This window comes from Mesorhizobium sp. M0208, assembly GCF_040322015.1.
Lineage (GTDB): Bacteria > Pseudomonadota > Alphaproteobacteria > Rhizobiales > Rhizobiaceae > Mesorhizobium.
In genome coordinates this window covers 1-14,970 of sequence record NZ_JAMYSP010000033.1, presented here as the reverse complement: position 1 = coordinate 14,970, position 14,970 = coordinate 1, and the positions used below count along the sequence as shown (strand labels likewise).

The 14,970-nt window shown below is 62.4% G+C and carries 14 protein-coding genes and 1 pseudogene; 8 read left to right on the top strand and 7 right to left on the bottom strand.

Features of this window, described 5'->3' with window-relative positions; translation table 11 throughout:
• The first annotated feature begins 2 nt into the window (after window positions 1–2).
• Complete coding sequence (locus NKJ17_RS25685; protein WP_254820632.1) at window positions 3–248, top strand: zinc-finger domain-containing protein; 246 nt, start codon at window positions 3–5, stop codon at window positions 246–248.
• Window positions 249–267: 19 nt separating this feature from the next.
• Complete coding sequence (locus NKJ17_RS25680) at window positions 268–1,500, top strand: FAD-dependent monooxygenase (protein ID WP_352690662.1); 1,233 nt, start codon at window positions 268–270, stop codon at window positions 1,498–1,500.
• Window positions 1,501–1,515: 15 nt separating this feature from the next.
• Here the strand turns inward: NKJ17_RS25680 and NKJ17_RS25675 are convergent, their stop codons facing one another.
• Window positions 1,516–2,187, bottom strand: a complete 672-nt coding sequence (locus NKJ17_RS25675; RefSeq protein ID WP_352690660.1) for a TIGR02117 family protein — start codon at window positions 2,185–2,187, stop codon at window positions 1,516–1,518.
• Window positions 2,188–2,291: 104 nt separating this feature from the next.
• Between NKJ17_RS25675 and NKJ17_RS25670 the strand changes: the two genes are divergently transcribed.
• A complete protein-coding gene (locus NKJ17_RS25670) occupies window positions 2,292–2,555 on the top strand; it encodes a metal-sensing transcriptional repressor (protein WP_023719742.1) in 264 nt (87 codons plus the stop codon).
• Between the two features lie 5 nt (window positions 2,556–2,560).
• Window positions 2,561–3,514, top strand: a pseudogene (locus NKJ17_RS25665) (cation diffusion facilitator family transporter); the annotation flags it as partial.
• 94 nt (window positions 3,515–3,608) lie between these two features.
• On the opposite strand, the gene NKJ17_RS25660 reads toward NKJ17_RS25665, so the two are convergent.
• The 5 genes from NKJ17_RS25660 to NKJ17_RS25640 all read right to left on the bottom strand — a co-directional run bounded on the left by NKJ17_RS25660 (window position 3,609) and on the right by NKJ17_RS25640 (window position 10,039).
• Window positions 3,609–5,525 carry a multicopper oxidase domain-containing protein gene (locus NKJ17_RS25660; RefSeq protein WP_352690657.1) on the bottom strand — a complete coding sequence of 639 codons (1,917 nt, stop codon included), beginning with the start codon at window positions 5,523–5,525 and terminating at the stop codon, window positions 3,609–3,611.
• A gap of 253 nt (window positions 5,526–5,778) precedes the next feature.
• On the bottom strand, window positions 5,779–6,528 hold the full coding sequence (locus NKJ17_RS25655; protein ID WP_031212005.1) for an amino acid ABC transporter ATP-binding protein: 750 nt from the start codon (window positions 6,526–6,528) through the stop codon (window positions 5,779–5,781).
• 69 nt (window positions 6,529–6,597) lie between these two features.
• Window positions 6,598–7,755 carry an amino acid ABC transporter permease gene (locus tag NKJ17_RS25650; protein WP_352649728.1) on the bottom strand — a complete coding sequence of 386 codons (1,158 nt, stop codon included), beginning with the start codon at window positions 7,753–7,755 and terminating at the stop codon, window positions 6,598–6,600.
• Between the two features lie 4 nt (window positions 7,756–7,759).
• Window positions 7,760–8,947 (bottom strand): amino acid ABC transporter permease, encoded by a 1,188-nt coding sequence (locus tag NKJ17_RS25645; protein WP_352649729.1) that lies wholly within the window; start codon window positions 8,945–8,947, stop codon window positions 7,760–7,762.
• A gap of 63 nt (window positions 8,948–9,010) precedes the next feature.
• Window positions 9,011–10,039, bottom strand: coding sequence for an amino acid ABC transporter substrate-binding protein (locus NKJ17_RS25640; RefSeq protein WP_352649730.1), 1,029 nt, complete (start codon window positions 10,037–10,039; stop codon window positions 9,011–9,013).
• A gap of 427 nt (window positions 10,040–10,466) precedes the next feature.
• Here NKJ17_RS25640 and NKJ17_RS25635 point away from each other — a divergent pair, with 427 nt between their 5' ends.
• The 4 genes from NKJ17_RS25635 to NKJ17_RS25620 all read left to right on the top strand — a co-directional run bounded on the left by NKJ17_RS25635 (window position 10,467) and on the right by NKJ17_RS25620 (window position 13,508).
• Complete coding sequence (locus NKJ17_RS25635; RefSeq protein WP_352690655.1) at window positions 10,467–11,636, top strand: cystathionine beta-lyase; 1,170 nt, start codon at window positions 10,467–10,469, stop codon at window positions 11,634–11,636.
• Window positions 11,637–11,881: 245 nt separating this feature from the next.
• Window positions 11,882–12,553, top strand: a complete 672-nt coding sequence (locus NKJ17_RS25630) for an RNA polymerase sigma factor (protein WP_352690653.1) — start codon at window positions 11,882–11,884, stop codon at window positions 12,551–12,553.
• A 104-nt stretch (window positions 12,554–12,657) separates the two neighbouring features.
• Window positions 12,658–13,182, top strand: a complete 525-nt coding sequence (locus tag NKJ17_RS25625) for a DUF4142 domain-containing protein (RefSeq protein WP_352690651.1) — start codon at window positions 12,658–12,660, stop codon at window positions 13,180–13,182.
• A gap of 14 nt (window positions 13,183–13,196) precedes the next feature.
• The gene (locus NKJ17_RS25620) at window positions 13,197–13,508 is read left to right on the top strand and encodes a cupredoxin domain-containing protein (RefSeq protein ID WP_352508883.1); all 312 of its coding nucleotides are present in this window, start codon (window positions 13,197–13,199) and stop codon (window positions 13,506–13,508) included.
• Window positions 13,509–13,614: 106 nt separating this feature from the next.
• Here the strand turns inward: NKJ17_RS25620 and NKJ17_RS25615 are convergent, their stop codons facing one another.
• Window positions 13,615–14,835, bottom strand: coding sequence for an anion transporter (locus NKJ17_RS25615; RefSeq protein ID WP_352690648.1), 1,221 nt, complete (start codon window positions 14,833–14,835; stop codon window positions 13,615–13,617).
• Window positions 14,836–14,970 lie beyond the last annotated feature (135 nt).

Below are 14,970 nucleotides of genomic sequence, written 5' to 3'. Positions count from 1 at the left end.
CGATGGCAGGCGGTTCCATTCCCCATTTCCAGAACGATGCGGGCTATCCGGCAATCGACATCGGCGTCAAGGAATTCATGTGCACCGGCGCCAATCCGCCTTTCGACCACCCGCATGTATTTCTCGATATGGGCGACGACAATGAAAAAGTCTGCCCCTATTGCTCGACGCTCTATCGCTATTCGCCCAAGCTGAAGGCATTGGAAACGCAGCCGCCGGGCTGCCTCTATATCGACCAGGCCGCCTGATTCTTCCGCGACAAGCCTGATGCGAGAAACGCAGTCCCGGCAGGTGGTCATCGCCGGGGCGGGCGTCGCCGGACTGACCGTGGCACTGGCCTTCGCCGAGCGCGGCTATCGGACAAAACTGTTCGAACAGGCGCAGCACCTCGAGGCTGCCGGTGCCGGCATCCAGCTTTCACCCAACGCGACATGCATCCTTCGACAATTCGGCCTACTCGATCGGCTGCTGCCGACGGCGGTGCGGCCGGAGGCGGTCGTGCTGAAGGATGCCGTCACGCTGCGCGAGCTGGCGCGCGTACCGCTTGGCCAGGCGGCTGAAACGCGCTGGGGAGCACCCTATCTCGTCGCCCACCGCGCCGACCTGCAGTCAGCGCTGATGGCGCGGATAGCCGAGCGTTCCGAGGTCGAGCTTGTCACTGGTGCCCGCGTCGGCGGCGTCGCAACCGGACCGAATGGCATCACCGCAACAGTCGAGATTGCCGGCACGACCATCGAAGCCGAAGGATCGTTGCTGGTCGGAGCCGATGGCGTCTGGTCGTCGGTGCGAGAAACGCTCGCCCGCAAGGCGGCCGATTTCCGGAGAAGCCGCTTCTCGGGCGAGCTTGCCTGGCGCGCAACGGTGGCCGCGGACAGCCTCGCCGGACAAGCCTTCAGGGTGATCGGTGCGCCCGATTGCGTTACCGCATTCCTCTATCCAGGCTTCCATATGGTCGCCTATCCGGTCAGCCGTGGCGCGGTCTTCAACCTCGCGGCCTTCACCAAGGGCGAGCGCATCGCCGAGAACTGGTCGGGGCATGCCGACCCCGCCATCCTCGCCAACGCCATGCGCGGTACCGCGCCGGCGCTGGTCCGTCTGGCGAGCGAGGCCGCGCCATGGACGGCATGGCCGATCCATACCGTCGAGCAGCGGCGGTGGACGACGCCGGAGGGCATAGCGCTGATTGGCGATGCGGCGCATGCGATGACGCCGTTTGCCGCACAGGGAGCGGCGATGGCGATCGAAGACGCGGTAACCCTTGCCGGTTTCGTTGCCAGCTCGCCTGCCGACCTCAGCAGCGCGCTTGTCGCCTGGGAACAGGCGCGGCGGCCGCGCGTATCCCAGGTCGCCCGCCGCGGCGCCCTCAACCGCCTCGCCTGGCATGCGGCCGGGCCGGTGGCGATGGCCCGCAACCTGTTCCTGGCGATGCGCTCACCCGAAAAACTCGCCGCTGATCTGGACTGGCTCTATGGCTGGCGGGCGGACGCTCGGCGGTCCTAAGTCATCGGAGCCTTGTCAATTGTAAAGCCGCATCGACAGGCTAAGCGAGGCCGGCAGCGGGTTCCACCAGCCGGTGCGCAGGCCGGCGGTGCGCAGTGCAGCCGCCGCCCAGGTGTTGCAGCCGACCAGCGCGTTGAAATGGCCATTGGCTTCGAAGAAACGATCGAAACGGGAGTAGGCCGCATCCTCGATCGGCATGGCCCCGTTCGGTCCCTGCTGAAAACTCGCTGCAATGAAATCGAGCAGCGCCGCAAAGCGTTCCTCACTTACGTCGAAGCCGGCGACGTCGGGATGCGGCTCGGCGATTTCGCCTGAAATGTCGACATGCATCACCGAGGCATCGACGGTCAGCGCCTTCATCACCGGCACTGCCTTCAGTTCCGACCAGGTCGGCGTCTCGAGATAGAAGGCGCGGCCGCCCCAGCCGAAGACGATGTAGCGGACCTCCGCCATGTCGGCCGGAATGCCGGCATCGACCAGGAAGTGGAAGCGCCGGCGCACATCGTCGTCGACCGGGATGGCGATCTCGGTGTGGATCGGATTTTTCAGCACCACGATGCGGTGGCTTGCGCCGATCGGATCGGCAGCGGCCGCCGGCCAGAGCGGGCGCGGCAGCAGCGTGCCCAGCGCCACCGCAAGGACTGCTGCAACGACCAGCAGGCCGAGAAAACGAGCAAGCTTCTTCATGGGGAAGGCATAGGCCAAGCAATGTTCAAGGTGAAGCCTCTCCGGAAATTGCACAGCTGACTTAGAGCTTGACGCGTATCCTCCCGGGGAGGATATGCAGAGGCATGTCAGATCACCTCCACGCTTCGCATCCTTCCATCATAAAGCGCCTGAAGCGCGCGCAAGGCCACCTCGCGGCGGTGCTGGCGATGATCGAGGCGCATCGCCCTTGCGTTGATCTGGCGCAGCAGCTTCATGCCGTCGAACGGGCCATCAGCAGCGCCAAGCGCGAGCTGATCAACGATCACATCGAGCATTGCCTGACGGACAGCGTCGAAACCGGCGGCAATTCGCTGGCGGAACTCAAGCAGCTGGCGAAATATCTATGAATGCCATCGTAGCCCGCATTCTGGAATGGCTCGGGTTCGGCTCGCACGCCGCACATCATCACGGCGATCACGGTCCGCACGGCCACAGCCATGGCGTCATCGATGCGACAATTGCCACCACCGATCGGGGCATCTGGGCAATCAAATGGTCGTTCGTGATCCTGGCGATCACCGCAGCATTGCAGATGGTCGTGGTTGTGCTGTCGGGGAGCGTGGCATTGCTGGCCGATACGATCCATAACATCGGCGATGCGACCACGGCGATCCCGCTATGGATTGCGTTCGTGCTGGCGCGGCGCAAGCCGTCGCGGACCTTCACCTATGGCTTGGGCCGGGTCGAGGATCTGGCCGGCATCATCATCGTGCTCATCATCCTGTTCAGCGCTGTAGTCGCCGTCTACCAAGCCATCGACAGGCTGATCAATCCACAAGCGGTGACGCACCTGGGCTGGCTGGCGGCGGCGGGCATTGTCGGCTTCCTCGGCAACGAGGCGGTTGCCGTGTTCCGTATCCGTGTCGGCCGCGAAATCAACAGCGCGGCACTGATTGCCGACGGCTATCACGCCCGCACCGACGGACTTACCAGCCTTGCCGTGGTCATCGGAGCCATCGGCGTCTGGCTCGGCTTTTCCTTGGCCGACCCGATTGTCGGCCTGCTGATCACGATTGCGATCTTCGGTATCGTCTGGCAATCGGCCCGCTCGGTGCTGACCCGCATGCTGGATGGAATCGAACCCGGTGTGATGGATGAAATCCGGCATGCCGCCGAGCACGTTCCGGGCGCACGCATTGTCGATGCCAAGGCGCGCTGGATCGGTCATAGATTGCACGCCGACATCGCAATTGCCGCAGACGAAACCCTGCCGCTCTCGGAAGCGAACAACATCGCGGCAGCGCTGAAGGACGAACTGTCCCAGCATATGCCGGCCTTGGCTACGGCGAATGTGCGGTTTTCAACCGAACGTGGAGAGAACGACCATCCGCACCCTCACGAGACGTGCATGACGAAAACCACGGCCACGAGCACTGACGCTCCTTTTTAGACGGCTACGGTCAGGTGACATCGATGACGACCATCAGCCCGCCTCCGCCCTTCTCCTCGACATTGTTGTTCGTGGTGTGATGCGGGATGTGGCAATGGATCAGCCATTTGCCCGGACGCTGCGCCTTCCAGATCACGTCGTAGCGCTGACCCGGCCCGACATTGACCGTATCGGCAAGGAAACGACTCGAGGCAGCGATCGTTTCGCCGTCGCGGGCAACGACCTCGAACGGTCCGCCATGGATATGCATCGGATGGATGAAGCCGTTGTTGGTGCCGATGAACCGCACCTTGAGCGTCTCGCCAACCTTCATCGGGATCGTCTCGGTCGAGGGATAGGCCTTGCCGTTGATGGTGAAGAAATTCGGCATGCCGCCGTCCATCGGCATCGACGGGTAGGTCAGCCCTTCTCGCACCAGCCATTCCTGAAGCTCGATGACGTAATCATGGTCGGCCGCGACCTCGTCGGCGGGATTGGCGGGATCGATGATCAGCGCACCGTAGAGGCCGAGCGCCTGGGTTCGGTCCGGCTTGGCATGTGGGTGATAGAAATAGGTTCCGTGCTGGGTTGCGGTGAATTCGTATGAATAGGATTGCCCGGGCTCGATCGGCGCCTGCGTGATCTCGGCCGGTCCATCCATCTGGTTCGGCAAGATCATCCCGTGCCAATGGATGGTCGTTTCCTCAGGCAGGCCGTTGGTGACGTTGATCCTGACCCGATCGCCCTGGCGAATGTGAATTCGCGGACCAGGAATCTGGCCGTTATAGGCATAGGCGTCGACCGCAACGTCCGGCAGGATCTGCCAGCGGACCACTGAAGGCCTGAGCTCGAATACCTTGACGCCTTTCTCAACTCGAAACGGCAGGTCCTGGTCACCCCTTGTCGACAGACCATAAGAGGCGGCCACGAGGCGCGGATCGGTGGCGGCCATGTCGCGCATTGCGTCGGCCGGCGTGTCGCGATCCATGATCATGCCTCGCGGCATGATCACCCCGCCGACGTCGCGTGCCGACAGCGTCAGGTTCAGCCAGTTCGCCGGCGCGATCATGCCGATGCCGAGCGCCAGCAGGGAGACGGCACCCAGGGCAGCGACCTGCGGCGTCGTGGCATCTGTCTCCATGTGATGGCCGCCGCCTTTGCCTTTGTGGGAAGCCATATCGTGGCGCTGCCCGCGATGGCCGCTGGCGTCGGCCTGCTGCATTTGCATCTGCGCATGTTGTCTCGTTGCAGGCTGCTTTCGACCATCGATGCCGGCTGCCTGCGCGCGCTGCGTCATCAGCCCATGCTTCAGCCCCCGGGCGACCAGCCAGACATTGGCCGGGTAGGCAAGCGCAAAGCCGGCGATGACGCCGATCGACATCACGCCCCAGAACAACAGCTCCGTCGGTTCCATCGCGCGCATGTCGCGGCCCATCATCAGGAAGCTCATGACCGGTGCCATGCCGGCCATCATGAAGTTCATGGAGATGAACTCGGGCAGGAAGCTCTTGCGCACGTTCTCCCAATAGGTGCCGCCCATCATCGATTTCATGAACAGCGATTGGAAGATGAACAGGCCGAAGGCAAAGCCGGCCAGATATTCGACGATCAGGTCGATCCACATCGGCAGGCCGAGCGCCGCCGTGACAGCGGCGGCAAGAATGATGCCGGTGGCATCGCCGGCGACGCAATGGATGGTGGAGCCGACGCCCTGCTTCCAGAGCGGGCGGGTGAAGAGTTCATGCTCGCCCGGCCGAGGCTCCTTGTCGGCGAGCACGTAGAGCAGCAAGCCGAGCGGACCCATATAGAGGGTGACCAGAATGAAGCCCCATTTCATCACCACCGGCTCGGGATTGTTGCGATATTGGTCGAAGCCGACATAAAGCGTCGAAGCCAGCGCCAGCGCGAACCAGACGACGAGGAAATAATCGATCGGTTGGATGAGCATCAGGATGAACCCGTGACCTGCCGCCGCACGCGCCCACGCGGCTCGCTATACAACTCCCAATGGCAATGAACGCAGCCGGCGCGCTTATGATCCGCGCCGGCCTTAGTTACCAGGTTGCAACGTGACCACTCGAACGACCTGAAGCACGCTTGCTATCTTCTCGCGCAGCGCACGGTCAGCGCTCGTCGAATACGCGCGAAGCCAGCAAGACAGAGGCTTGATCCGCCGCTCTTGTCCGAACCGGGGTACAGGATCAGTGCAGGATCTGGGACAGGAACAGCTTCGTGCGCTCATGGCGCGGGTGGTCGAAGAACTCGGCCGGCGTGTTCTGCTCGACGATCTGGCCTTGGTCCATGAAGATCACACGGTTGGCGACTTTACGCGCAAAGCCCATCTCGTGGGTGACGCAGAGCATGGTCATGCCTTCCTCCGCCAGCCCGACCATCGTTTCCAGCACTTCCTTGATCATTTCCGGGTCGAGAGCCGAGGTCGGCTCATCGAACAGCATGATCCGCGGGTTCATGCACAGCGAGCGGGCGATCGCCACGCGCTGTTGCTGGCCGCCGGAAAGCTGGCCGGGATATTTGTTGGCCTGTTCCGGGATCTTGACGCGCTTGAGGAAATGCATGGCGATTTCCTCGGCCTGTTTGCGCGGCATCTTGCGCACCCAGATCGGCGCCAGCGTGCAATTCTCCAGAATGGTCAGATGCGGGAACAGGTTGAAGTGCTGGAACACCATGCCGACCTCGCGGCGCACCTCGTCGATCTTCTTCAGATCGTTGGTCAGTTCCTTGCCGTCGACGATGATCTTGCCCTTCTGGTGTTCCTCCAGCCGGTTGATGCAGCGGATCATCGTCGATTTGCCGGAGCCCGACGGGCCGCAGATGACGATGCGCTCGCCGCGCATCACCTTTAGATTGATGTCCTTCAGCACATGGAATTCGCCGTACCATTTGTGCATGGCGATGATGTCGATGGCGACATCGGTGGTGGAAATGTGCATCTTGGCGGCATTGACCTTGATCTCTTCCGCGCTGACGGCGTTTTCTATGGCCATGACAAGGTCCCCTTTTTAGCGTTTGTGGCCGGTGTCGAGACGGCGTTCCGTGTACATTGAATAGCGCGACATGCCGAAGCAGAACAGCCAGAAGATGAAAGCCGCGAACACCAGGCCGGATCTGGCCGTCTGCGGCGTCGCCCAACTGGCGTCGGAGAAGTTCTGCTTGACGATGCCGAGGAGGTCGAACATCGAGATGACGATGACCAGGCTGGTGTCCTTGAACATGCCGATGAAGGTGTTGACGATGCCGGGAATGACCAGCTTCAGCGCCTGCGGCATGACGACCAGACCTATCTTCTGCCAGTAGCTGAGGCCGAGCGAATCGGCGCCCTCATACTGGCCTTTGGGGATCGCCTGCAGGCCGCCGCGCACCACTTCGGCCATGTAGGCGGCGGCAAACAGCGACACGCCGATCAGCGCGCGCAGGAACTTGTCGAAGCTGACGCCGGCCGGCAGGAACAGCGGCAGCATCACGCTGGCAAAGAACAGCACCGTAATCAGCGGGATGCCGCGTACCGTCTCGATGAAGATCACGCACAGCAGCTTGACGATCGGCATGTTCGAGCGCCGGCCGAGCGCCAGCACGATGCCGACCGGCAGCGACACGGCTATGCCGACGAAGGACAGGCTGAGTGTCACCAGCAGTCCACCCCAGAGCGGGGTTTCGACATAGGGCAGGCCGAACATGCCGCCGACCAGCAGAACGAAGGCGACGACCGGCAGTACGAAAAAGAGAAGAATGGCGTTCAGCCCCTTGCGCGGTACGCGCGGAATGAGCAGCGGCACCAGCAGCGCCACGAACAGGATGGCCACCAGGATCGGGCGCCAACGCTCTTCCAGAGGATAGCGGCCGAACATGAACTGGCCGAACTTGGCGTTGACGAAGGCCCAGCAGGCGCCGGTCCAGCCGTCCGGCTGGATGCCGCCCTGCGCCACGGTGGCGCAGACCGTGCGGTCCGGTCCCGTCCACTGGGCGTTGATGAAAGCCCAATTGACGATCTGCGGCAGGATCATGGCAACCAGCACGATGCCGATGATGGTCAGGATGGCGTCGCCGGTCGATGCGATCAGATTCTTGCGGACCCAGGCGGTGAGGCCACGCTCGCTCGATGGCGCCGGTTGGGCCAGCGCCATCTCCGTCCGCACCCAGGACATGTCGTGTTCCTGCATGTCCCTACCTCTCCACCAGCGCCATCCTGGCGTTCACGACGTTCATAATCGCCGACGTGATCAGGCTGAGCGCGAGATAGACAGCCATCATGATCACCACGCCTTCAACCGCCTGCCCGGTCTGGTTCAAGACCGTGCCGGCAGTCGCTGTCAGGTCCGGATAGCCGATGGCGATGGCGAGCGAGGAATTCTTGGTCAGGTTGAGATACTGGCTAGTCAGCGGCGGAATAACGATGCGCATCGCCTGCGGCACGACGACAAGCCTGAGGATCGATCCCGAGCGCAGCCCGAGTGCCGCGGCCGCCTCGGTCTGGCCTGCGCTGACGCCCCTGATGCCGGCGCGCACGATTTCGGCGATAAAGGCGGCCGTATAGCAGGACAACGCCAGATAGAGGGACAGGAACTCGGGCCTGACCTGAAAACCACCGACGAGATTGAAGGTCGACTGCTTTGGAAATTCGAAGCTCAGCGGAAAGCCGCTCAGCGCGTAGGCCAGCAGCGGCAGGCCGACAATCAACGCTATGGATGTCCAGAACACCGGGAATGGCTGTCCCGTCGCCATCTGCCGCTGCCGCGCCTTGCGGGCCACGAACCAGGCCATGGCGATGCCGAGGAGCAGTGCGACCAGGATCAGCCAGGAGCCCTCGCCCCATATAGCGCGGGGAAAATAGAAGCCGCGCTGGTTGAGGAAGGAGCCGAACGGCAGATTGATGCTCTCGCGCGGCGGCGGCAGCACGGCGAGCACGCCGGAATACCAGAAGAAGATGACCAGCAGCGGGGGGATGTTGCGGAACACCTCGACATAAACGGTGCAGATCTTCCTGATCAGCCAGTTATGCGACAGCCGGCCGATGCCGACGATGAAACCGATGATGGTGGCGGTGATGATGCCGACGACGGCCACGATCACGGTGTTGATAAAGCCGACCAGGATGGCACGGAAATAGGTCGAATCCGATGAATAAGCGATGGCGCTTTCGCTGATGTCGAAACCGGCGCGGCCCTTGAGAAAGCCGAAGCCGGAAGCGATGTGCAGCCGCGTCAAATTGGCGATGACGTTGTGGGTAACCCACCAGACACCCGCTACCAGCAGGACGAGGACCAGCGCTTGAAAGAATATGCCGCGGACGCGCGGATCATTGATGAAGGAACCGCGGCTTGGCTCCTCGCGAAGAACTTCCTGCGATGCCATTCGACAGTCCCCTGGAAAGAGAGACCGGAAGGCAGACGATCTGCCTTCCGGATCCATTTTCGATCAGCGGATCGGCGGAGCGTACTGCAGGCCACCCTTGGTCCACAGCGCGTTGATGCCGCGGGCGATCTTCAGCGGGCTGCCGGAGCCGACATTGCGTTCGAACATCTCGCCGTAATTGCCGACGGCTTTGACGATGTTGACGACCCAGTCATTGGAGACGCCGAGATCGGTGCCGATCTTGGTGTCGGCTTCCTGGCCGAGCACGCGCTTGATCTCGGGATTGTCCGAGTTCTTCATCTCGTCGACATTGGCCTGGGTGATGCCCAGTTCCTCGGCGTTGAGCAGCGCGAAATAGGTCCACTTGACGATGTGGTACCACTGGTCGTCACCCTGGCGCACGGCCGGCCCAAGCGGTTCCTTGGAGATGATCTCGGGCAGCACGACGTGGTCGGCCGGCGAGCTGAGCGTCAGGCGAATGCCGTAGAGACCCGACTGGTCGGTGGTGTAGACGTCGCAGCGGCCGGCGTCATAGGCGGCGTTAACCTCATCCAGCTTTTCGAAGACGACGGGGTTGTACTCCATCTTGTTCGACTTGAAATAGTCGGCAAGGTTGAGCTCGGTCGTGGTGCCGCTCTGCACACACACCGCCGCGCCCGAAAGCTGCAGTGCCGAATTCACGCCCGGAAGCTTCTTGGCGTTGATCATGAAGCCCTGACCGTCATAATAGGTGACGCCGACGAAGTTCAGGCCAAGCGCCGTGTCGCGGTTGATGGTCCAGGTGGTGTTGCGCGACAGGATGTCGACCTCGCCCGACTGCAGCGCGGTGAACCGCTCCTTGGCACTGAGCGGCGTGAACTTGACTTTGCTGCCATCGCCGAAGACGGCGGCCGCCACGGCGCGGCAGAAATCCACATCGATGCCTTTCCATTCACCCTTGTCGTCAGGCGCCGCGAAGCCAGCAAGACCCGTATTGGTGCCGCACTGGATGAAGCCTTTCGCCTTGACGTCGTCGAGCGTGCTCGCCGACGCAGCCGAAGCCGCGAATCCAAACGCGGCGGCGCCCAAAACGCCGATTGCAATGTGTTTCATGACCCACAGACCCTTTTCTGTTTTTTCCAGGCGAACCTGACTTTTTCCCGTGTGAACGCAGCTATGTAATCCCGGCCCATCACCGGAATCGCGCATCGTAACCGACGCGCTGCCTCCCATTCACGAACAACATCGAAGGCGATTATTCCTGTGAGGTCAAGGGAAATGACCAAATCCGAAAGACTTTGAAAACCAACCGCCTGAAATGCCTCAATTGCAGACAAACGCGCTCGCAAATTGGTCAGCGCGCCAATTAAGCCGGCAAAGTCCGACCGTGACTTGCCAAGCGCACCTGGCAGCCGTTCAGAGGATCTACGGCGCATTGCTGAATTGGCATATTCAAGACCTTGGCCTGGCGAGTGCGGTGCGGTTGCGCGGCCAATGCCGCCGCACTATGGCTAACGACCAACCCATGGGACGAAAAGCAATGGCAAAAGACGGCAGCGAGATGGGCGTCAACACGCGGCTCGCCCATTCCGGCAACAACCCGCATGACTATTTCGGCTTCGTCAATCCGCCGGTGGTGCATGCCTCGACCGTGCTCTATCCCAATGCGGCGGCGATGGCTTCACGCAGCCAGAGATACACCTACGGCACGCGCGGCACGCCGACCACCGATGCGCTGAACAGCGCGATCGATGCGCTGGAAGGTTCGGCAGGCACGGTCGCGGTACCGTCCGGCCTTGCGGCGGTGACGCTGCCGCTGCTCGCCTTCCTGTCGGCCGGCGATCATCTGCTGATCGTCGATTCCGTTTATCATCCGACCCGCAACTTCGCCGACACGATGCTGAAGCGGCTGGGCATCGAGGTCGAGTATTACGAACCGCGCATCGGCGCCGGCATCGCGGCGCTGATCAAGCCCAACACCAAGGTGGTGTTCACGGAATCGCCGGCCTCCAACACTTTCGAGGTGCAGGACATACCGGCCATCGCCAAGGCAGCACATGCCGCCGGCGCCATCGTCATGATGGACAACACCTGGGCGACGCCGCTCTACTTCCGCCCGCTCGACCACGGCGTCGACATCTCCATCCACGCGGCGACGAAATACCCGGCCGGCCATTCCGACGTGCTGCTCGGCACGGTGTCGGCCAATGCAGCTTACTGGAATCAGCTTTGCGAGACGTTCAACACGATGGGCTGCTGCGCTGGACCGGACGACGTCTACCAGGTGCTGCGCGGCCTGCGCACGATGGGCGTGCGGCTGGAGCATCATCAAAAGAGCGCGCTTTCCCTCGCCGGCTGGCTGGAGGGTCAGCCCGGCGTAGCGCAGGTGCTGCATCCGGGGCTGCCCAGTCATCCCGACCACGCTATGTGGAAGCGCGATTTTTGCGGATCGAGCGGCATCTTCTCGATCGTTCTCGCGGGCGGCGGACAGAAGCAGCAGCACGCCTTCCTCGACGCGTTGAAGTTTTTCGGCCTCGGCTATTCCTGGGGCGGCTATGAGAGCCTTGCCGTGCCGGTATTCCTGGGCGACCGTACTGTCGCCAAGGGCCCGTATGACGGGCCGCTGGTGCGCCTGCAGATCGGGCTCGAGGATGTCGAGGATTTGAAGGCCGACCTGGCGCGCGGGCTGGCGGCGGCCGCTGATGCCTGAGCCAGCACCATTCCAGACTGAGTCAGAAAATCGGCGTAACAGCCTGGAAAAATTGCGATCCTGAGCGATATCACGGCGACCGATCGGTCGACTCTACAAAACAGGGGCGGCAGTGTGGTGAAGGCGGTAGAATAGTCTCTGCCAGTCCTTGAAACGGATCGAGGTTGGCCGGCGGGATCGGTCGGGAACCTTTTGTCGGCCGATGCATCCAATGTCGCGATGAGAAGCCTATCAGGAGATCGGCCATGCCTGCTGCGTTGACGGCAACGCCCGCCGCTTCCCGCGATATGCAGCTTGTCGGCCGCGCGCTGGCACGTGATGGCGATGCATTCCGCACCATCATCAAGACGCACAACCAAAGGCTCTACCGCATCGCCCGCGGCGTTGTGCGGAACGACAGCGAGGCCGAGGACATCGTGCAGGAGGCGTATGTCAGCGCCTTTGCCCATCTCGAGTCCTTTCGCGGCGATGCCTCGCTCGCCACATGGCTGTCGCGTATCGTCATCAACGAAGCCCTCGGCCGCTTGCGCAAAAGGCGGCGAATGGTAGCGATGCCAGAAAACCCGCAAGCCGAAATCATCCGGTTTCCCTTCAACCCGAGCGACGATCCGGAGCGGACGATGGCGCAACGGCAGATCCTTGAGCTTGTCGAACGGGCAACCGACAGTCTTCCCGATGTCTACCGGATGGTGTTCGTGGCGCGCGTCATCGAGGGATTGAGCATCGAGGAAACCGCCGAACTGCTTGGCGTGCGACCAGAAACCATCAAGACCCGGCTGCACCGCGCCCGCGCGCTGGTGCGCAAGGCGCTGGACGACCAGATCGGCCCGGTGCTGCTCGACGCCTTTCCGTTCGCGGGCCGGCGCTGCGAACGGCTGACCAATGCCGTGATGCAGCGGCTTGGTCTTTCCGGATAGGCCGCGGCGATTTTCGCGGGAACGTTTTCCCGTGACCTGCATCCAATGAGCATCACTGAAAACGAAGCCCGATGCCGTTCCGCGTCGGGGCGAAGGAGAGCATCATGTTTATTCGATCGACCATGGCACTGGCCGCAATTTTCCTGCTTGGCGCGGCGCCCTCGTCGCAAGCTGCCGACAAACCGACCGACCCGCAGATCGCACATATCGCCTACACAGCGGGCGTGCTTGACGTCGAGGCGGCCAAGCAGGCGCTGAAGAAATCGAAAAACAAGGAGGTCGTGGATTTCGCCAAGGACATGGTGCGAGATCACGAGGCGGTCAACAAACAGGCTCTCGACCTGGTCAAGAAGCTCAAGGTCACGCCTGAGGACAATCCGACCAGCAAGGCGCTGACCAAGGCGGCGGCCGAGGAACGTGCGAAGCTTGCCAAGCTCAAGGGTGCGGCTTTCGACAAGGCCTATGTCGCCAGCGAGGTGGCCTACCACAAGCAGGTCAATGGCGCGCTCGAAACTCTGCTGATCCCGTCCGCCAGCAATGCCGAGCTGAAGAGCCTGCTGGAAACCGGCCTGAAAATATTCCAGGGCCACGAACAGCACGCCGAACACGTCGCCGGCATGCTGAAGTGAGGATTAGGCCAACGATGTCGAGGCGGCATCTGTGGGTTGCTCTGGCATTGGCCATGGGTGCCGCGCCGGCCAAGGCCGAAACCATCGAGGTGACGATCGAGAAGCTTGTGTTTTCGCCGGCGAAGATCGAGGCGAAGGTCGGCGACACGATCAGGTGGGTGAACAAGGACGTGTTCGCCCACACGGCAACCGTCAACGGCGCCTGGGAAGTGATGATCCCGCCGAAGAAGGCGGCGAGCCTGACGGTGAAGAAGGCGGAATCGGTCGATTATTTCTGCCGCTTCCATCCCAACATGAAAGGCCATCTGACGGTGACATCGCCCTGACCGGCTAATGCATGCCGCGCAAAAGTGTGCAGCGGTTTTGCGATAACGACATGATGAAAAAGAGCCTAAGGCGCGCCGCATGAGGTCGGTCGAATGCGACGCGCTTCTAGGCCGCCAGCCATGCCGTCCCGGCAAGGAGGGTGACCAGCGTCAACGGCAGGCCGACCTTGAAGAAGGCGATGAAGCCCAGCGGTTTGCCGGAGACCCGCGCGTGCTCGGCAACGATCAGATTGGCGACCGAGCCGAGCAACGTGAAATTGCCGGCCAGCGTCGAGCTCATGGCGACGACCAGCCAGGCCCGCTCGGGGTTTTCCAGTCCGGGCACGAACGGCTTCAGCGCCAGCACGGCCGGGACATTGCTCATGATGTTGGACAGCACCGCGGTGAAGCCGGACAGCCGCCACACATCATTCAGCCCAAGGTCTTTTGCCGAAGCGACGATGTCGGGCGTAAGCAGCGTCTTCTCGGCTCCGGCGACGACGATGAACAGCCCGGCGAACATGAACAGCAGCGGCCCATCGATCTCGCGATAGATGCGCTCAGGTTTGATGGCGCGGGTCAGCAAGAGAATCGCGCCGCCGATCAGCGCCGCCTTGGCAACCGGAACGCCGGCAAAGAAGGCGATGGCCAAACCGATACAGACGACCACCGCCTTTAGCACCTGCCCCGGCAGCATGCGGCCTCGGTAGACTTCGGGGCTGAGCTCGGCCTTGCGCGAAAATTCGGCGCGGTAGACGATGCGGACGATGACGATGACGGCGACGAGGCCGAACAGTGCCACCGGCGCAAGCGCCGCCGAGAAGGCCGGATAGGAAATCCCCGACAGGGCGCCGATGACCATGTTCTGCGGATTGCCGGTGATGGTCGCGACACTGCCGCAATTGGATGCGGTCGCCGTGGCGATCAGGTAGGGAACCGGGTTGCGGTTGATGACGCGGGTGACATGGACGACGATCGGCGCCATGACCAGGCAGATAGCGTCGTTGACGAGGAATGCCGACAGGACGCCGGTCAACAGCGTCACCATCACCAGCAGCATGAACGGCGCATGCGCATGCTCGATGGCGAACCCGCCGAGCGCGCGGAAGGCGCCGGACACTTTCAGATGCGCCACGACGATCATCATACCGAGCAGAAGCGTGATGGTGTCGAAGCTGATGGCGCGGTAGGCGTCTTCCATGTCGAGCGCGCCGATGGCGATCATCGCCGCACCGCCGAGCAGTGCTATCCCTGCCCGGTCGAGGCGCAGCCCGGGTATTCTGCCGACGGCAACGCCGGCATAAGTCAGGACAAGGATCAGCAGCGCCGCCGCGCCCATCGCTGTCATGTGTCGGAAATCCTATGCGACTGGCGAGTGAACCTGTCCCGGATGGACCGTGAGCGGCCCGAGACATAGGTGACGATTTGTACCGGACACATAGGTAACACTTTTCGGTTTTTGCCGGGAGGTGTTGATGCCGTG